Origin of the sequence: Tepidimonas sp. HKU78, from assembly GCF_049860815.1 — a bacterium.
Taxonomy (GTDB): Bacteria; Pseudomonadota; Gammaproteobacteria; order Burkholderiales; family Burkholderiaceae_C; genus Tepidimonas.
In genome coordinates, this window is record NZ_CP187547.1 from 1973418 (window position 1) to 1992161 (window position 18744).

The following is an 18744-nucleotide window of genomic DNA, read 5'->3' on the forward strand; positions in this document are numbered from 1 at the left end:
GCGTTTTGTTTCTTGTCCGCTGACCGATAGTCCATGCGCATCCGGGTTTTGGGTTCATCGGCGGGCGGCGGTTTCCCGCAGTGGAATTGCAATTGCCCCAACTGCGATGGTGTGCGACGTGGTACGCTGCGCGCAACACCACGCACGCAATCGTCCATTGCGCTGAGTGCCGACGGCACTAATTGGCTGCTGGTCAACGCCTCGCCCGACATCCTAACCCAGATCCAGCGCACCCCGTCCCTGCAGCCGGGCCGAGCGATCCGCGACAGCGGCATCGCCGCCGTGCTGCTAATGGACGCTCAGATCGACCACGCGACCGGCCTGCTGATGCTGCGCGAGCACAAGACGCCGCTGGCCCTTCTGGCCACGCCGGAGGTGTTTTCGGACATCTCCAGCGGCTTTCCGATCACCGGCATCCTCTCGCACTACTGCGGCATCGAGCGAAAGGAACTACCCATCGATGGCAGCGCTGTCCACATATCGGCCCTGCCGGGTCTGCAGCTGCAGGCCGTGGCGCTGAATTCCAAGCCGCCACCGTACTCGCCTTTTCGCGACGCGCCCCGCCCAGGGGACAACATCGGCCTGCTGATGACCAACCGGGCCACCGGCGCCAAGGCCTTCTATGCCCCCGGCTTGGCTGAAGTCACACCGGAGCTTATTGCGCTCATGAGCAGCTGCGCGGTGGTGCTGGTCGATGGCACGTTCTGGGCGAACGACGAGATGCAGCGCCTGGGCCTGTCCACGAAGTCCGCGCTGGATATGGGCCACCTGCCGCAGAGCGGACCGGGCGGCATGATCGAACAGCTCGACCGCCTGCCCGCGTCCGTGCGCAAGATTCTCATCCACATCAACAACACCAATCCCATACTGGTGGAGGACTCGCGCGAGCGCGCGCTTCTGACGCAGCACGGCATCGAAGTTGCTTTCGACGGTCTGGAAATCACATTCTGAGACCCATGGAAATCGCTCAACCCTTGCGTACCGACGATCACCTGCCGCCCTGGGACCGCGCCGAATTTGAAGCCCAGCTGCGTGCCAAGGGCAAGGCCTATCACATCCACCATCCGTTCAATGTACGCATGAACTCGGGCGGTTGCACGCCCGACGAGATACGCTGTTGGGTGGCCAACCGCTTTTACTACCAAATTTGCATCCCGCGCAAGGACGCCGCCATCCTGGCCAACATGCCCGACCGCGAGCACCGACGCCTATGGATCAATCGCATACTCGACCACGACGGCTATGGCGATTACCAGGGTCCAGCGGCCGGCGGCATCGAGGCTTGGACCCGCCTGGGTGAGGCTGTGGGTATCCCGCGTGAAGAACTGTGGTCCCTGCAGCATGTGGTGCCTGCGGTGCGCTTTGCCTGCGATGCCTACGTGCACTTCGCCGCCACCGCCCCCTGGCAGGAAGCGGTGTGCGCCTCGCTGACCGAGATGTTCGCGCCGCAGATTCACAAGGATCGTCTGGCTAGCTGGCCTGCACACTACCCCTGGATCGATGCTGACGGCCTGGCCTACTTCCGCAGCCGCATCCCATTGGCCAGCCGCGACGTAGAACACAGCCTGCGTGTGACGCTGGACCATTTCCGGACCCGGGCGCAGCAGCACCGCGCGCTGGATATTCTGCAATTCAAGCTGGACATTCTTTGGACCATGCTCGACGCCATCGAGAAAGCGTGTCAGTGACACGTGCCCGCCCTGCGTCGCTTCGCTTCTCTGCTGCGCGGAGGAGCGCCTGCGGCTGGGCAAAGCAAGTGCCACGGTGCGCCCCGAAGGACGGTCTCTCTGATCCACCGCTGCTGTCGACATGAGCTCTCTTCCCTTACAACCCAAGCTATCCCGCCGTTTCCGGCTGCAGTATGAAGAGGCGCAGTCGCGCTGGGTGCTGCTCTACCCGGAAGGTATGGTGCAGCTCAATCGGAGTGCAGCTGAAATCCTAAAGCGCTGCAACGGCGAGCAATCCATCGACGCGATCGTGGCTGAGCTGGAGGCCGCGTTTCACGTACAGGGCATTGAAGCGGACGTCCGTAACCTGCTGGAGGAGGGCAAACGCCGTGGTTGGATCGAGTGATCTCTTGAGTGCAAACCCGACCCCGGCCGGTCCGCCGCTGTGGCTGCTGGCGGAGTTGACCTACCAGTGTCCGCTGCACTGCGTGTTCTGTTACAACCCCACGCGCCATGCGTTGATCACTGACGAGCTATCGACAGCTCAGTGGGTGGACGTGATCACACAGGCGCGCAAACTTGGCGCCGCGCAGCTAGGTTTTTCAGGGGGTGAGCCGCTGTTGCGCGACGACTTGGAGGAATTGGTGCAAGAGGCGCACCGCCTGGGCTACTACACCAACCTGATCACCTCGGGGGTGGGCCTTACGCCAACGCGAGCGCAGCGGCTCAAGGATGCGGGACTGGATCATATTCAACTTTCATTCCAGGACTCCACCAGGGAGCTGAACGACTTTCTCAGCCACACGAGAACCTTCGATCTCAAGCAGCGCGTCGCCAAACTCATCAAGGCGCATGACTGGCCCATGGTGATGAACTGTGTATTGCACCGGCACAACCTGCCGCATGTGCGAAAGATCATCGACATGGCGGTGGCGCTCGAAGCCGAGTATCTTGAACTGGCCAACGCCCAATACTACGGATGGGCCTGGGTCAACCGTTACCACCTCATGCCAACGCGTGAGGAACTTGCGCAAGCCGAAGCCGAAGTGAATGCCTTTCGCGCCGAGCAGAACGAGAGGACGGAAGGCCACAAGACCCGTGTGCTTTTCGTTGTGCCTGACTATTTCGAAGAGCGCCCTAAGGCCTGTATGAACGGCTGGGGCGCGGTGTTTCTTTCGATTGCGCCTGACGGGCTGGCTATGCCCTGCCACAACGCGCGCGATCTTCCGGGCCTTCATCTGCCAAACGTGAGGGATATGCCACTCGCCGACATCTGGTATCGCAGCGATGCTTTCAATGCTTTCCGTGGCGACGCTTGGATGAAGCCGATCTGCCGCAACTGCGATGACCGCCACAGGGACTTCGGCGGTTGCCGCTGCCAGGCCTTCTTGCTGACTGGCGATGCGACCGAAACCGACCCGGTGTGCAGCAAGTCGGCTCACCATGAAAAGGTGGTGGCCGTTGTCCGCGACGCGCCCATGCGCCGGAACACCCCGATCGTATTCCGTAGCGACGCCGCTTCACGCGCCTTGCACCCGCTGCCGTGAGCAACCTCATTCAAGGCCTGAGCGGTGTGGGCACGTTTGCGTTGAAAGCTGTCTCGGAGCAATCGAGCGGCTGCCCCTAGATTCCTTACGCTGCCGCCCACTGCATGATCAACCGGTTTGACTTATCCGAGCGAGTTCGCTTTGCCGGCCGGCTTCATGGCCTCGAGTCGCTGTAGCGCCTTTAGCGCCTCGGTCTGGAAGTCTGGCCCGTCGGCCATCGCGGTAAAGGCCGTGACCTCGCCGTCAAAGCGCACCGTGCCTCGGTGCAGCAGCAGCAGGCGGTCGGCGCACCTGACTTCCTCGATCAGGTGCGTGGCCCATAAAACGGCCACGCCCTGCTCGCGGCACAGACGCTGAACGGTGCCCAGCAACTGCTGACGCGAGGCTGGGTCCAGTCCCACGGTGGCTTCGTCCATCAGGAGTACGCGCGGGCGGTGGAGCAGGGCGCGCGCCAGCTCCACTTTGCGCCGCGTGCCACCGGAGAGGCTGCGCACGACCGCACGGGCCTGATCCTGCAGGCCGATGGCTGACAGCTGCGCCGAAATGCGTTCGCGCGCCACCGAACGCGGCATACCGTGCAGGTCTGTGTGAAACAGCAGGTTGGCCATCACCGTCAGGTCGAGGTCGAGCGCGCACTGCTGAAACACCACGCCTAAGCCCGCCAACGCGCGCGCCGGGTGCTGGCGAATATCGTGGCCTAACACCCATATCGTCCCCTGGTCGGGTGTAAACAAGCCAGTGAGCAATTGCAGCAGGGTCGATTTGCCTGCGCCATTTGGACCCAGCAAGGCCAACAGTTCGCCGGCCCTCAGTTGCAGGCTGACGCTTTGGAGCGCGGGTTTGCCGTCGTAGGCTTTGTACAGGTTATCGGCGCGCAGTACCGTGTCACAGCTGAGAGCGGTCATGAGGCGGGAGCGGCCAGCAGGTTCATACGGGCGAGCAATTTTTTTTCGCGCTCAATGGTGGCCAGCACAGCCATGCGGTAGTCGTGGGTGTTGAGGTAATCCAGCGACTGATCGAAGCGGGCCAGGGCTTCGATGTGACGGGTACTGAACATGGCCTTATAAAAGACACCGTGTAGTATCTGGATCACCGACGGTGGCGTGCCGGCCGGTGCGGCGAGTCCCCATGGGGACGTATAAACCGCCTGCGGATAGCCCAGCTCGCGCATCGTCGGCGCGTCGGGCCAGCGTGGGTTGCGGGCGGCACTGAATATTGCCAACAAGCGCACTTGTCCCTTTTCCACCCAAGGCGCAAAACCCGAAGAGTTGACCCCACCCATGATCTGTCCGGTGGCGATGGCGAGCATCTGATCGGCCGTGCCTTTGTAGGGAACGTGCACGTATTTCACGTTGTGCTGGGTTAGGATCTCTTCCATCGCCAGGTGGGACGTGGTGCCGATGCCAGTGGAGCCCAGGATGAGTTCGCCCGGGTGCTGGACAGCCCAGCCGATCAGGTCAGCCACAGAGCGGAACGGGCTGTTGGATGGTACCAGCAGGCCGAAGTGCACGCTTGAGACCTGGGCTATCGGTGCAAGGTCCTTCACCGGGTCCCAGGCCACATGATGCATCAGCGCGTGTCGGTAGACCGTGATGGGCACTTGGCCAATGGTGTGGCCGTCGGGTTCCGCGGCCTTGAGCAGGGGCACCACCAGTGTGCCCGCGGCGCCAGGCTTGTTGACGATGACCACCGGCTGTCCCAGTAAAGGCGCGGCCTCCTCGGCCAAGATGCGCATGGTCAGGTCGGTCTGCCCGCCGGCTGGCCAGGGCACGATCACCTGTACTGGCTTACCAGGAAAAGATAGCCGGGCATTGGCCATCGGTGTGGCAGCCAAGGCTAGACTCCACTTCAGCCAGTGTCGACGTGTAACACTCGAGTGTTGCGCAATTGAGCAGTAACAGGCTGTGGTGTTTTGTCGGGCCATGACGGTAGCGTGTTGTCTCAGGGTTTACCCGGTCGTTTTGCATGCACCAGAGTGTTTTATTGGTTGTCATACGCAATATCCATTCCTGCAGCGGACTGGCACCGAAATTGCTGAATAGAAACGATCCGCCAACCATTCTAGGAGACGCTTCGTATGGCCCTTTGCACCGCACGATCTCTTCGTCCGCTTTTTCTAGCACTGTGTGTCGCTGCCGCAGTGACCGCAGGCCCCGTGCGGGCGCAGAGCAAGGTCTATGTGTCCAGCGAGAAGGACAACAAGCTCTATGTGTTCAATACGGCAGGCGAGCGGCAGGGTGCGATCGATGTGTGCAGGCGCCCGCGTGACATGAAGTTCAGCACCGACGGTTCGCAGATCTACGTGATCTGCGGCGATAGCAACGCCATGGGCGTGGTGGACGTGACCGGTGGCAGACTGGCCGGCACCGTGCCGCTGGGCGAGAGCCCGGAAATGTTCGGACTGAGTCCCGATGGCAAGACCGCATATGTCTCGCTTGAGGACAACGGTGCGTTAGGCGCGTACGATATCGCCAGCAAGAAAGCGTTGTTCGAGGTAAAAACCGGCGGCGAGCCCGAGGGCGTGCTGATCGCCCCCGATGGCAAGACGGCCTACGTGACCTCTGAGGTAGCCAATATGGTCCACGTGATCGACTTGGGCACGAAGAAGGTGACGAAGAACATCAAGGTCGGCAAGCGCCCGCGCCGCTTTGTCCTGTTGGCTGATATCAGCGAGCTGTGGGTCACCAACGAGCTGGACGCTTCGGTGAGCGTGGTCGACATCACGACCCATACTGAAAAGCAGAAGATCAAGTTTGAGGTCAAGGGCATGCGTGCTGCAGACATCACACCCGTTGGCATGGCAGTCAGTCCCGACGGCAAGCGCGTGTGGGTTGGCCTGGGCCGCGCCAACCACGTGGCCGAAGTGGACGTGGCCACCAAGGCGGTGAAGAATCTGGTGCTGGTAGGCAAGCGGCCATGGGGTCTCGATTTCTCGCCGGACGGCAAGACGCTGTTCGTGGTCAATGGTCTCTCAGATGACATGACGCTAATCAACGTGGCGTCGGCAAAGGCCGTCAAGACTGTGCCCGCTGGCCGGGTGCCGCACTCAGTCCTTGTCGCCAAATGACACGTTGGCTGACCGCAGCTCTGCGCGCCCTTTTGGGCATATTGGCGCTTGCGGCGGTGCTGCCAGCGTTGGCGGTCACCAAGGTCACGCTTGCCGTGATCTCACTCGAGGGGGACCCGCGACACGCGCCGCGCCGCATAGAAAAGGCGTATCCGGGTCACCCCACGGGACGCGCCATCGACGGTGTACGGCTGGCGGCAGAGGACTCGGCTTTCGAGCTGGACGCCGCTGGTATCGCTCTAGAAGTGAAAGACATCGTACTGCCGAGCAGCGCCGCGCTGAGCAAGGCGCTGGCTGATCTCAAAGCAGCCAAGGTGCAGTACATTGTGGCCGACCTGCCCGCTGCCGAGATGCGCGCGCTGGTGCAGGCGGTCCCAACTGTGCTGGGCGGGGCCATCGTGTTCAATGTGGCAGCCGACGACGACGCGCTGCGCGGCCCGCACTGCGCACCTTACCTTCTGCATACCTATCCGAGCCGTGCCATGCTCAGCGACGCGCTGGCGCAGTATTTAGCTGCCCATAACTGGCGCAAGGCGCTGGTGTTGCGGGGCCCGCTGTCGGGCGACGCGCTGCAGCTTGACGCCTTCAACCGAGCGGCCAAGCGCTATGGCATCCGCACCGTTTCGCTCAAATCGTTCAAGCCGACCGGCGACCCGCGCGAGCGCGATTTGGGCAATGTGCGCTTACTCACTGGCGCCGACCTCGAGTACGAGGTGGTCGTTGTGCTCGACAGCGATGGCGAGTTCGCCCGTACCGTTCCCTATGCTACGCAGCTGCCGCGCCCGGTGGTTGGGGCTGCTGGACTGGTAGCCGTGCCTTGGCACCCCCAGTGGGAGCGTAACGGTGGCCCGCAGCTCTCACGCCGTTTCGCCAAGTCCGCTCAGCGCCCGATGACCGGTCACGACTGGGCTGCTTGGATCGCTGGCCGCGCGGTGGCGACCGTATTGTTGGAACTGCCTAAGGCGCCTGTAGCTCAGCAGCTCAAGGCTCTGCGCGGTGGTTCGCTGGGGTTGGACGGCTTCAAGGGGCCGCGCCTGAGTTTTCGCACTTGGGACGGCCAACTGCGCCAGCCGATTTTTCTGAGCCATGTGGATGGCGTGATCGGCGTGGCGCCACTCGATGGCGTGCTGCACCCGAAAGATGTCCTGGACACCCTTGGGGTGGATGAGGCGGAGAGCGCATGCAAGCAGCGACCCTGAACACCGCTGACCCGACTCCCGCCCTGCTGCCGCACCTGCTGCGCGCGCTGCGCGCGGTGGTGGGTCGCGAGATCGCGCGCTTTGTGCGTCAGCCCTCACGTCTTGGCTCTGCTCTGGTGCGGCCGCTGCTGTGGTTTGTGGTGTTCTCGGCCGGCTTTCACAATGTGTTCGGTGTGGCCATCGTCCCGCCGTACGAGACGTACATCGAATACAAAGTCTACATGGTACCGGGCTTGCTGGGCATGGTGGCCCTTTTCAACGGCATGCAGAGTTCGCTGTCCATGGTTTACGACCGCGAGATGGGTGTGATGCGCCTTTTGCTGACGGCGCCGCTGCCTCGCGGCTGGCTTCTAGCCTTCAAGCTGCTGGCGGGTACGGCGCTGTCGGTGCTGCAGATGGTGGTGTTCCTCGGTATTGCCGGGGCCTTTGGCGTGGACGTCGCGGTGGCGCACCTGCCAGCCCTGTTATTGGCCATGGTGTGCGGTGCGGTCATGCTGGCCTCGGTCGGGCTGGTGCTTTCGGTCTACGTCAAGCAGCTGGAGAACTTCGCCGGCACCATGAACTTCGTGATCTTCCCGATGTTCTTCATCAGCCCCGCACTATACCCGTTGTGGAAGCTCGAAGAGTCCGGCGCCTGGTGGCTGTTGAAGCTGGCTCAGGTCAACCCCTTTACCCACGCGGTAGAAGCCATGCGTTTTGCCATGTACGGGCAATTCAACAGCGCGGCCTGGGCGGTGGTGCTGGGCTGCACGGCGGTTTTCTTTGGCCTGGCCCTGTGGGGCTATGACCCGCAACGGGGCTGGATACGTAAGAAGCCGGGTGGTTGAAACGGGGGCAGCAGCGATGAACACGAGACGCCAATGGATGAAGGCCGCGGCCTTAATCGCCATACCGGCCTGGGCACAGGAAGACCACACCGGCGGCGATCCGCTGGGCTCGATGCAATACCCCAGTCTGCGCGAGGAGACCATCGGTAAAGTCGTTGCCCGCTTCACCGACGCGGTAATCGTCAAAGGACCGGCTTTCGCCGAGGATGCGATGAACGTACCGCTGTTGGTGGACGCGCGCGGCCTGGCCAGCGTGGGCGGCGGCGTGGCGCGCATCCGCGTCGCGGTGGACCGGAACCCGGTACGCCAGGTGCTGGACTATGAGCCACTGCGTGCGCTGCCCCTGCTGGCCTTCCGCATCCGCCTGGAGCAGGCCTCGCCGGTGCGTGCCTTCGTGCAAACGCGAGACGACCAGTGGCACGTGGGCAGCACCTGGGTGCAGGCCGCCGGCGGTGGCTGCACGGTGCCGGGTATCACCCGCACCGACGGTTCGTGGAGCCGTACCCTGGGCCAGGTTCAGGCGCGCTTTTTCAACAACGTCATCGAGGGCAGCCGCCGCCTGCGCCTGCGGGTGATGCATCCCATGGACACCGGGCTGGTCGCAGGCATTCCGGCTTTCTACATCGAGCAGATGGAGCTGCTGGACCCCGGCGGCCGGGCATGGTGGCGCATCGCACTGCATGAGCCGGTGTCGGAAAACCCGTTGATGACCTTTGAGCTGCCCCTGACCTCGCCGACGGTTTTTCGACTTATCGGTCGTGACAATAACGGCAACCGCATTGACGCGGAGGTGAGGGCATGAGGCGCCTTTTCGAAGCTGCACTGTGGACGCTGGCCGCAACCGCAGCATTGGCACAGTCGGTTGCCCCAGGACCCCCCTTTGTCTCCAAGCCCGACCTGGCCCGGCTCGATTACGACCTAAAGCCCCGCCAGATCGCACCCGACACCTGGGTGATCGAAGGGGATGTAGCTGACTTTTCGCGGGCCAACGGTTGCAACATCATCAACACCGCTTTCATCGATACCGGAGAAGGCGTGGTCGTGATCAACACGGGGCCGTCTCGTCTGTACGGCGAGCAGCAGCGGCGCGCCATCGAACAGATCACCCGAGCGCCGGTGCGTAAAGTGTTTCAGCTGAACCTGCATCCCGACTATTACTTCGGCCACCAGGCTTGGGCCGACCGGCCGACCGAGGCGCTGAGCGGCACCATTGCAGGCTCGCGCGCCGAGGGGAATGGCTACGCCAACAACCTTTACCGGCTTTGTGGGGACTGGATGCGCGGTACTGAATCGACTCCCTCGCGGCAGGCTATCGATCCCCGGAGCTTGCCGCAGACCCTGCAAATGGGCCGTCACCAGCTGGAGCTAATGCGCTTGAGTGGCCACACCAGCGATGACCTGGTCATCCTCGACACGAGCACCGGCGTGCTCTTCGCGGGCGGTTTGGTGTTTGCCGAGCGCGTACCGACCACGCCGCACGCCCAGTTCGCAGCCTGGCTGGCGAGTCTGGACACGCTCGAGCAGTTGCTGACCAGCGGCCGCGCCAAGACGGTGGTGCCCAGCCATGGTCCGGTGCATGAGGGGACGGTCGGCGTGCGGCAGACGCGCGACTGGCTACAGTGGCTGACTACGCTGATGCAAACGTCGGCGGAGCGCGGGCTGGATCTTGGCGAGGTGCTGGATACGCCCGTGCCCGAGCGTTTCGCGAAGTGGGCGGCGCAGCCGGCCGAACTGCAGCGCACGCTAACACAGTGGTACCCCCGTTACGAGCAACGTGTCATGGAGGCCTCCGCCAAGTGAGACATTTTTGAACAGTGTCACAGCGCTGTCCCGGCCCCGTTGCGTGCTTGACGCATTCCCCGGGGTTTTCGGGGCGCTTCCCAATAGTCAATCGTCGGTGATAACCCTAGGCACGAAGCCCTGCGAGCGCTGGCACAGAAGTTGCACTAGGTCTCACGTGATGTGCACGCAGGTGAGACCGGCGGGGCGGAGCCACCAGAGCGGTCCAGCGGCACCCACTGCTGAAACGCCATTAACCCTTCAATGAGCAGGAGACCGACAGTGAAACGCATCCTAATGAGCCTCATGGTCATGGCAACCGCGGCGCACGTCAGCGCCCAGGGCGTGACCGACGCCATGATCGCCAACGACGCGGCCACCCCCGACGACGTTCTGACCTGGGGCTTGGGCACGCAAGGCCAGCGCCACTCGCCACTCAACGGCATCAACACCAAGAACGTCCATCGCCTGGTGCCGGTGTGGTCGATGTCCTTTGGCGGTGAAAAGCAGCGCGGACAGCAGAGCCAGCCATTGGTGTACAACGGCAAGATGTTCGTCACCGCGTCCTACTCGCGCATTTACGCATTGGATAGCAAAACCGGCAAGAAGCTTTGGAAGTACGAACACCGCCTGCCTGAGGGCATCATGCCGTGCTGCGACGTGATCAACCGCGGCGCCGCGCTGTACGACAACCTTGTCATCTTCGGCACGCTGGACGCGCAGCTGGTGGCGTTGGACCAGAACACCGGCAGGGTGGTCTGGCGCGAGAAAATCGATGACTATACTGCGGGCTACAGCTACACCGCTGCGCCACTGATCGCCGATGGCCTGCTGCTGACGGGTGTTTCCGGCGGCGAATTTGGCGTGGTCGGCCGCGTGGAAGCGCGCGACCCTCGTACCGGCAAAATGGTCTGGTCCCGTCCAGTAGTCGAGGGCCACATGGGTTATGTCTGGGACAAGGACGGCAACAAGAAGGAGAACGGCATCACCGGCACTACCAACGCCACCTGGCCGGGCGAGACGTGGAAGACAGGCGGTGCGGCCACCTGGTTGGGCGGCACCTACGATCCCAAGACCGGTCTGGCCTACTTCGGTACCGGTAATCCTGGCCCGTGGAACAGCCATGTGCGCAAGGGTGACAACCTGTACTCTGCCTCTACCGTGGCCATCGACGTGAAAACCGGCCAGATCAAATGGCACTACCAGTCTACGCCGAACGATGGCTGGGACTACGACGGCGTCAACGAGTTTGTGATCTTTGATATGGACGGCAGGCGCGTCGGTGCCAAGGCCGACCGCAACGGTTTCTTCTATGTGAACGACGCTGAAACTGGCAAGCTTCTCAATGCCTTCCCCTTCGTGAAGAAGGTCACCTGGGCCACCGGCATCGATCTCAAGACTGGCCGTCCGAACTTTGTGCCGGAAAACCGCCCGGGTGACCCGACTGCTGCTGGTGGCGACGGAACCAAGGGTAAGGCCGTATTCACCGCGCCGGGCTTCCTGGGTGGCAAGAACCAGATGCCCATGGCCTACAGCCCCAAAACTGGTCTGTTCTACGTGCCCACCAACGAATGGGGCATGGAAATCTGGAACGAGCCCGTCACCTACAAGAAGGGCGCGGCCTACCTGGGCGCCGGCTTCACCATCAAGCCGCTGTTCGACGACCACATCGGCTCTTTGCGTGCCATCGATCCGAAGACCGGCAAGGTTGAGTGGGAAGTCAAGAACGAGGCTCCGCTCTGGGGTGGCGTGCTGACCACAGGCGACCTGGTGTTCTGGGGCACGCCCGAGGGCTACCTGAAGGCCGCGGACGCCAAGACCGGCAAGGTGGTCTGGCAGTTCCAGACAGGCTCCGGCATCGTCGCGCCTCCGATCACCTGGACGCAGGATGGTGAACAGTACATCGCCGTCGTCTCCGGCTGGGGAGGGGCGGTGCCGCTGTGGGGCGGCGAGGTGGCTAAAAAGGTCAATTTCTTGGAGCAAGGCGGTTCCGTCTGGGCTTTCAAGCTCATGAAGTGATGTCCTAGCCGCGACAGAGGACTTTCCCGGCCCTTGGGGGGGGCGATGTGGCCCTGCCAAGTTGGGCGGTTTCAGCCGAGGCACGGTATGCGAACGGTTGAAACCGCCTTCTATTTGAATGTTTTGTTTTCTTGCGGAGAATTTGCCATGCGCACCTTTTTTTTCATTGCTTCACTGCTGACTGCAGCCAGCACCTTCGCGTATGCCGAGGACGGGGTCGCAGCCATCGAACTGGCTAAGGTCAATGGCTGCCTGTCCTGCCATTCGGTGCAGGAGAAGGTGGTCGGCCCGGCCTTTGTCGCCATCTCCGCCAAATACAAGGATGACAAGGATGCGGTTGCAGGTCTGATGCAATCCATCCAGTACGGTAGCAAGGGCAAATGGGGCCGTATCCCGATGCCAGCACATCCGAACATGAGTATCGCGGACATCAAAACGCTGGCCCAGTGGGTGATGAGCATCCACTGAAGTTGCAGCCCCACCGGCGAAACTGCTCAGCTCTCCCTGGTTAAATGTACATCTTTCGTATACCGCGTACGTTCTGCGGAGACGCACCGCTCAGGCTGAGGCGTGACGGTCCATCCCGCCGGCTGGTGAGTGCGATCACCCAGTCACCGGTTGGTGAGCCCGGTGCCGCCCCTATTAAGAAACATGGCGGCTACTGTACCGCCCGCAATTGATTGGACACAGATTTGCAGTTCATGCGGCCTTCCGGATGGCATAAGACTGCCGGGCTTCAAGGGGTGACATGAAGCCCAGTTTCTCGAGACGCCAGTGACGATTGTAACGATCCCTGAATTCGGTGACGGCCTGCCGGACTGCTTCGAGGTTGCGGAAGATGCGGCCATGGATGGCCTGCTCCTTCAGCGTTCGATTGAAGCGCTCGGCCACGCCGTTGGTCTGGGGTTCGGCAACAAAGGCGAAGCTCTTGTCGATACCCCAGTGACCTGCCGGGTGATTTTCGGTCCAGTTGAAAGTTGAGAGGATGGCTCCCGACGAAGACGAGGAGCCTATGCGAAAGTCCCGATTTACCGAAGAGCAGATGGTCAAGATCCTGCGGGAGGCCGACCGGTCACCCGTGGCGGAGGTGGCCAAGAAGCACGGCGTCAGCGAGCAGACTCTGTACCTGTGGTGGCAAACGCTACGGGCAACTGGAGGCTGCGGACGTGAGACAGCTGCGCACCCTGCAGCAAGAAAACGCCCGACTGAAGAAGCTGCTGGCCGAGCGAGACCTCGAGATCGAGGTCATGAAGGAGATCACCGCAAAAAAGTGGTGAGCGCGCCGGCACGGCGCGCACTGGTTCCGGCAATGGTCGAGCGTGGCATCAGTGCCCGGCGGGCGTGCTCGCTGCTGGGCGTGTCGCGCTCGACGCTGGGCTATGAGGCCAAAATGCCGCAGAAGGACGCCCCGGTGGTCGAGCGGATGCGGCACTACGCCGCGCTGTACCCAAGGTTCGGCTACCGCCGAATCCATGTGTACTTGGAGCGGGAAGGCATTCAGCTCGGCTGGGATCGTATGCTTCGGCTGTGGCAGCAGGCCAAACTGCAGGTGCCCAAGCAGCGCAGCCGGCGGCGTGTCTCGGCCTCGCGACCGCGTCGGCCAGGATGACCATGCCGGCGTGTTCACGCGTCTGGCCCATGAGGTATTCCATGATGGGGCGGGCGTGGGCCAGCAGCTCGTGCTGGCGCTCGGTGGCGCGGGCCACTTCCAGGCGGGTCAGCGGCGCGGGCGGGCGGGCGCGAAAGGCGTTGAGCCCGGCATCCAGGCTGCGCCGCCATGAGCGCGAGACATGCGCCAGCGCTGGAGGCAGCAGGTCTTCAGCAGCCAGCGCGCCCGCTTGCAGGGCCTGGCGTGCTTGATGCAACAGTGCGTCGGCGCCAACCGCGCCGGGAGAAGGCTGATTCCACATGGGGCGTTTTTCTCCTCAAGCCCGGGCATGCCGCATGACGGGTTGCCCGCGCCCTCTGGGGGCAGTTTAGGTGTGCGCTGTGTCAGCGTGTGCGGTGTCATTGTGACGCAGGCGCAGCTGTGTCAAATCGGGATAAAACCCGTATGCCGTCACCCCCCCGGGCAGCCTAATGCCACCGAGCGGCAGCCGCACCCGACCCGCGATCGCGCCAGAGATCAGGACAAACCCGCAAAACGCCGCTCCCGGTCCACGATTGGTACGCTTGTTGCTTCTGATGCCGCGGCCCGCCAGCACGCTCAAGCGTTAACGGCGGTCTTTTTCCCAACCATCAGAGGAGAAAACGGGCATGAACGCCGACGACCTCAAGCGCCATGGCCTTGACATGGCATTTCCTTACCGCGCCAGCTACGACAACTACATTGGCGGCAAGTGGGTGCCGCCGGTCAAGGGTGAGTATTTTGAAAACGTCTCGCCCATTTCCGGCAAGCCGTTTTGCAAGGTCGCCCGCTCGGGCGTGGACGACATCAACCTGGCGCTGGATGCCGCGCACGCGGCTTTTCCCAAGTGGGCCGCCACCTCGCCCATGGAGCGCGCCAACGTGCTGCTGCGCATTGCCGACCGCATGGAGCAAAACCTCAAGCTGCTGGCCGTGGCCGAAACCATTGACAACGGCAAGCCCCTGCGCGAGACCATGGCCGCCGACATTCCGCTGGCGATTGACCACTTCCGCTACTTCGCGGGTTGCCTGCGTGCGGAAGAAGGCAGCATTTCCGAGATTGACAAAGACACCGTGGCCTACCACTTCAACGAGCCGGTGGGCGTGGTGGGGCAAATCATTCCCTGGAACTTCCCGCTGCTGATGGCCGCGTGGAAGCTGCCCGTGGCCCTGGCCGCAGGCTGCACCGTGGTGCTCAAGCCCGCTGAGCAAACACCGGCATCCATCATGGTGCTGATGGAGCTGATCCACGAGCTGCTTCCGCCCGGCGTGGTGAACGTGGTCAACGGCTTTGGCAAGGAAGCGGGCGAGGCGCTGGCCACCAGCAAGCGCATTGCCAAAGTGGCCTTTACCGGCTCTACCCCCGTGGGCAAGCACATCCTCAAGTGCGCGGCAGAAAACCTCATCCCCAGCACCGTGGAGCTGGGCGGCAAAAGCCCCAACATCTTCTTTGCCGACGTGCTGGACAAGGACGACGCCTTTTTGGACAAGGCGCTGGAAGGGCTGTCCATGTTCGCGCTCAACCAGGGCGAGGTCTGCACCTGCCCCTCGCGCATCCTGGTGCAAGAGTCCATCTACGAAAAGTTCATCGAAAAAGCCGTCAAGCGCGTGCAGGCCATGAAGCTGGGCCACCCCCTGAGCGCCGACACCATGGTGGGCGCGCAAGCCTCGCAGCAGCAGCTGGACAAGATCCTCGGCTACATCGACATCGGCAAGCAAGAAGGCGCGCAGGTGCTGATCGGCGGCGCGCGCAACCGTCCCGGCGGCGGCATTGACGATGGCTACTACGTGCAGCCCACCATGCTGTTTGGCAAGAACGACATGCGCGTGTTCCAGGAAGAAATCTTCGGCCCCGTGGCGGCCGTGACCACCTTCAAGGACGAGGAAGAAGCCCTGCACATTGCCAACGACACCATCTACGGCCTGGGCGCCGGCGTGTGGACGCGCGACGGCACCCGCGCCTACCGCATGGGCCGGGGCATCCAGGCCGGGCGCGTGTGGACCAACTGCTACCACCTGTACCCCGCGCACGCGGCCTTCGGCGGCTACAAGCAATCGGGCATCGGGCGCGAAAACCACAAGATGACGCTCAAGCACTACCAGCAAACCAAGTGCCTGCTGGTCAGCTACAACCCCAACGCGCTGGGCTTTTTCTGACGGCTGCGCCCCAGGCCCCCAGGGCCTGGCCTCGTGCGTGGGGCCGGCCCTGCCCTTGGGGGCTTTGGGATATTCACCCAACAAAGGCACACCCATGCCCCCAGACCCCACCTGCGGGCAAGACCCCGGCTTTGGCGTATTTCATGCGGGCGAGCTGCAAGCGCAGCAACGCTACGGCGCAGGCCGCCTGACACGCGGGCTGGCCGCCACCGTGCGCGACCGGCTCAACCCCGCGCCATACCCCTCATCGACTGCAAACCACGCTGACGCTGGTGTCCGGCTGGGGTGGCGCCGTGCCGCTGTGGGGCGGCGAAGTGGCCAAGAAGGTGAACTTCCTGGAGCAGGGCGGCTCGGTCTGGACCTTCAAGATCATGAAGACGGGCCTTTGACGCCGTGGGGCCAGGGCGTGCCCGCCCGGCCCCTTCTTTTTCTGCCCCATGGCCACCGACGGCGCTCGCCCGCCGGGCCGTGCAACCACCGCACCCCCATGACAAACACCCTCTTCAACACCCTCTTCAGGCCCCGCCGCCTCTGGCTGGCCGTGGCGTCCACCTTTCCGGTGGTGGCTGCGGCGCAGGCCGTTGACACCGACAATGTCCACCGCCTGCCCGTGGTGGAAGTGGTGCACCAGGCACCGCTGCCCGGGCTCGACGTGTCGGTGGAGCAATACCCCGGCAATGCGCAGATGCGCAGCGACGCACAGATCGAGCGCTCCGGCGCGACCAACCTGGCCGATTTCCTCCAACGCAGCATGCCCGGCGTCATCGCCTCCGACATCCAGGGCAGCCCCTACCAGACCGACCTGAGCTACCGCGGCCACCGCCTGTCGCCCCTGCTGGGCTCGCCCCAGGGCCTGTCGGTGTACCTGGATGGCGTGCGCATCAACCAGCCGCTGGGAGACGTGATGGACTGGGACCTGGTGCCCGAGATGGCGCTGGCCAACGTGGCCCTGATTCCCGGCACCAACCCGCTGTACGGGCTCAACACCCTGGGCGGCGCGCTGGTGCTGGGCACCAAGTCGGGCTTGACGCACCCGGGCACGGAGGTCGATATGTCCTTTGGCAGCCACGCGCGCAGGCGCCTCGAATTCGGCCATGGCGCGCAGTGGGGCGAGGGCTGGCACGGCTACGCCGCCGGCTCGTGGTTCGAGGAAAACGGCTGGCGCGAACGCTCGCCGGGCCACCTGGGCAACGTGTACCTCAAGCTCGGGCGCACCCGGGGCGACACGGCCTGGGCGCTGAGCTATAGCTATGGCCGCAGCAACCTGATCGGCAATGGCCTGCTCAACCAGAGCCTGTACGACGTCAACCGACGTGCCGGCTATACCTTCTACGACCAGACGCGCAACCGGGGCGCGCTGCTCAACTTCCAGCTGTCGCACTCCATCACCCCGAACGACCAGATTTCGCTGGTGGCATGGCACCGTTCCTCGCGGCGCAACGGCAGCAACGGCGACGTCAGCGAAGACTGGGCCGAGTGGATCGAGGATTGCGAGGAATCCGGCGCCGCCGATTGCGCCACCCCCTCGGCCCCGAGCAGCGCCGTGTTCAACAGAAGCCAGGCACGGTATGCCGAGGACGGCGCGACGCTGCAATGGACGCGCCAGGCCGGCGCGCACCAGCTGGCCCTGGGTCTGGACCTGGCACGCAGCACTTCCGACTACGACCAGTACCAGCAGGAAGCGCTCTTCGACGACAACCGCGTCGCCCAGCCCCTCCCCGGATCAGACCTGGAGCACGAGGTGTCGCTGCGCGGGCGCGGCACGCGCCTGGGGCTGTTCGCGGCCGACACCATCCAGCTCGCAGAGCACACGCAGCTGAGCCTGTCGGCGCGCTGGAACCGCAGCCGCGTGCGCAACGACCTGGGCCACCCCGCGCCGCACGCGCGCGAGAGCTTCACCTACAGCAGGCTCAACCCCGCCATTGGCATCACCCACGCCTTCACGCCGGCGGCCATCGGCTTTGCCAGCCTGTCGCAGGGCACGCGCATGCCGACCGCGCTGGAGCTGGGCTGCGCCGATCCGGCCCAGCCCTGCACGCTGCCGACCGGCCTGCAGGCCGACCCCTATCTCAAGCAGGTGGTCACGCGCACCCTGGAGCTGGGCCTGCGGCTGCGCCCGGCCGGGGGCGTGCAGCTGACCGGCGCCCTGTTCCGCTCGGTGAACAGCGACGACATTGCCTTCATGCGCGCGGGCGTCTCGCAGGCCGGGTTCTTCGACAACATCGGCAAGACACGCCGCCAGGGCCTGGAGCTGGGCGCCCATGTGCAGCGCGGCGCCTGGGACGTGCGCGCCAGCTACGTCTACCTGGATGCCACCTACCAGAGCAGCGGCGTGCTCTTCGGCCCCTTGAGCACGGCCTCCAAGCCCAACACCTTCCAGCCCGGCACGCGCATGGCCGCCTTGCCGCGCCATGTGTTCAAGCTCTCGGTCGACTGGCGCGCCGCGCCCGGCGTAGTGCTGGGCGGCGACTGGCTGGCCACCAGCTCCCAGGTGGTGGCCGGCAACGAGAGCGGCTCGCGCCCCGAGCTGGGCACCGTGGCCGGCTACGGCCTGTTCAATGCCCGCGCCAGCTGGCAGGTCCACCCGGGCTGGAAGATCTATATGCGCGTCAACAACCTGCTGGACAAGCGCTACGTGAGCTACGCCACGGGCAACGAGGACGCCTTCCCCGGCGGCGTTATGGTCCGGCCCGGCGACGACATGGGCGCGGCGCGATTCGTCGCGCCCGGCGCGGGCCGCAGTTTCACCGTCGGCATGCGCTATGAGTGGCGTTGAGCCATGGCCTGCGCAATCGCTACGCTTTCAATAGCTTCCAGCGATTGATGGACGACGGGTTCAAGCCAATTTGGCTTCAC

At 63.8% G+C, this 18744-nt stretch carries 17 protein-coding genes and 1 pseudogene; 15 read left to right on the forward strand and 3 right to left on the reverse strand.

What is annotated here, in order from left to right:
- The first annotated feature begins 33 nt into the window (after window positions 1-33).
- The 4 genes from pqqB to pqqE all read left to right on the forward strand — a co-directional run bounded on the left by pqqB (window position 34) and on the right by pqqE (window position 3214).
- Complete coding sequence (gene pqqB, locus ACPYIS_RS09845) at window positions 34-951, forward strand: pyrroloquinoline quinone biosynthesis protein PqqB (RefSeq protein ID WP_424894604.1); 918 nt, start codon at window positions 34-36, stop codon at window positions 949-951.
- A gap of 5 nt (window positions 952-956) precedes the next feature.
- Window positions 957-1688, forward strand: a complete 732-nt coding sequence (gene pqqC, locus ACPYIS_RS09850) for a pyrroloquinoline-quinone synthase PqqC (protein WP_424894605.1) — start codon at window positions 957-959, stop codon at window positions 1686-1688.
- A 121-nt stretch (window positions 1689-1809) separates the two neighbouring features.
- On the forward strand, window positions 1810-2073 hold the full coding sequence (pqqD, locus tag ACPYIS_RS09855; protein ID WP_424894606.1) for a pyrroloquinoline quinone biosynthesis peptide chaperone PqqD: 264 nt from the start codon (window positions 1810-1812) through the stop codon (window positions 2071-2073).
- 4 nt (window positions 2074-2077) lie between these two features.
- Complete coding sequence (gene pqqE, locus ACPYIS_RS09860) at window positions 2078-3214, forward strand: pyrroloquinoline quinone biosynthesis protein PqqE (protein WP_424894607.1); 1137 nt, start codon at window positions 2078-2080, stop codon at window positions 3212-3214.
- 122 nt (window positions 3215-3336) lie between these two features.
- Here the strand turns inward: pqqE and ACPYIS_RS09865 are convergent, their stop codons facing one another.
- The gene (locus tag ACPYIS_RS09865; RefSeq protein ID WP_425973524.1) at window positions 3337-4119 is read right to left on the reverse strand and encodes an ATP-binding cassette domain-containing protein; all 783 of its coding nucleotides are present in this window, start codon (window positions 4117-4119) and stop codon (window positions 3337-3339) included.
- Window positions 4116-5033, reverse strand: a complete 918-nt coding sequence (locus ACPYIS_RS09870) for a tripartite tricarboxylate transporter substrate binding protein (RefSeq protein ID WP_425973525.1) — start codon at window positions 5031-5033, stop codon at window positions 4116-4118. The genes ACPYIS_RS09865 and ACPYIS_RS09870 overlap by 4 nt, the downstream gene beginning before the upstream one ends.
- 258 nt (window positions 5034-5291) lie before the next feature.
- Here ACPYIS_RS09870 and ACPYIS_RS09875 point away from each other — a divergent pair, with 258 nt between their 5' ends.
- The 7 genes from ACPYIS_RS09875 (at window position 5292) to ACPYIS_RS09905 (ending at window position 12573) form a co-directional block, all read left to right on the forward strand.
- Window positions 5292-6281 carry a PQQ-dependent catabolism-associated beta-propeller protein gene (locus ACPYIS_RS09875; RefSeq protein ID WP_424894610.1) on the forward strand — a complete coding sequence of 330 codons (990 nt, stop codon included), beginning with the start codon at window positions 5292-5294 and terminating at the stop codon, window positions 6279-6281.
- A complete protein-coding gene (locus ACPYIS_RS09880) occupies window positions 6278-7480 on the forward strand; it encodes a branched-chain amino acid ABC transporter substrate-binding protein (protein ID WP_424894611.1) in 1203 nt (400 codons plus the stop codon). The genes ACPYIS_RS09875 and ACPYIS_RS09880 overlap by 4 nt, the downstream gene beginning before the upstream one ends.
- Window positions 7462-8307 (forward strand): ABC transporter permease, encoded by an 846-nt coding sequence (locus tag ACPYIS_RS09885; protein ID WP_424894612.1) that lies wholly within the window; start codon window positions 7462-7464, stop codon window positions 8305-8307. Before ACPYIS_RS09880 ends, ACPYIS_RS09885 begins: the two co-directional genes overlap by 19 nt.
- Before the next feature lie 16 nt (window positions 8308-8323).
- Window positions 8324-9109: a quinoprotein dehydrogenase-associated SoxYZ-like carrier gene (locus ACPYIS_RS09890; protein WP_424894613.1), complete on the forward strand. Its 786-nt coding sequence runs from the start codon at window positions 8324-8326 to the stop codon at window positions 9107-9109.
- Window positions 9106-10107, forward strand: coding sequence for a quinoprotein relay system zinc metallohydrolase 1 (locus tag ACPYIS_RS09895; RefSeq protein WP_424894614.1), 1002 nt, complete (start codon window positions 9106-9108; stop codon window positions 10105-10107). Before ACPYIS_RS09890 ends, ACPYIS_RS09895 begins: the two co-directional genes overlap by 4 nt.
- Window positions 10108-10383: 276 nt before the next feature.
- Entirely contained in the window at window positions 10384-12105 is a 1722-nt protein-coding gene (locus ACPYIS_RS09900) for a PQQ-dependent methanol/ethanol family dehydrogenase (RefSeq protein WP_424895248.1), read from the forward strand.
- An 87-nt stretch (window positions 12106-12192) separates the two neighbouring features.
- A complete protein-coding gene (locus ACPYIS_RS09905) occupies window positions 12193-12573 on the forward strand; it encodes a c-type cytochrome (RefSeq protein ID WP_424894615.1) in 381 nt (126 codons plus the stop codon).
- A 231-nt stretch (window positions 12574-12804) separates the two neighbouring features.
- Here ACPYIS_RS09905 and ACPYIS_RS09910 read toward each other — a convergent pair whose 3' ends face one another.
- On the reverse strand, window positions 12805-13200 hold the full coding sequence (locus ACPYIS_RS09910) for an integrase core domain-containing protein (RefSeq protein WP_425973528.1): 396 nt from the start codon (window positions 13198-13200) through the stop codon (window positions 12805-12807).
- Between ACPYIS_RS09910 and ACPYIS_RS09915 the strand changes: the two are divergent.
- The 4 genes and pseudogenes from ACPYIS_RS09915 to ACPYIS_RS09930 form a co-directional block, all read left to right on the forward strand.
- Window positions 13118-13702, forward strand: a pseudogene (locus ACPYIS_RS09915) (transposase); the annotation flags it as partial. The gene ACPYIS_RS09910 and the pseudogene ACPYIS_RS09915 sit on opposite strands and share 83 nt — an antisense overlap.
- A gap of 22 nt (window positions 13703-13724) precedes the next feature.
- The gene (locus ACPYIS_RS09920) at window positions 13725-13886 is read left to right on the forward strand and encodes a hypothetical protein (protein WP_424894617.1); all 162 of its coding nucleotides are present in this window, start codon (window positions 13725-13727) and stop codon (window positions 13884-13886) included.
- Window positions 13887-14361: 475 nt separating this feature from the next.
- Window positions 14362-15888 (forward strand): acetaldehyde dehydrogenase ExaC, encoded by a 1527-nt coding sequence (exaC, locus tag ACPYIS_RS09925; protein WP_424894618.1) that lies wholly within the window; start codon window positions 14362-14364, stop codon window positions 15886-15888.
- A gap of 487 nt (window positions 15889-16375) precedes the next feature.
- Window positions 16376-18664, forward strand: coding sequence for a TonB-dependent receptor (locus ACPYIS_RS09930; protein WP_424894619.1), 2289 nt, complete (start codon window positions 16376-16378; stop codon window positions 18662-18664).
- Window positions 18665-18744: the final 80 nt, after the last annotated feature.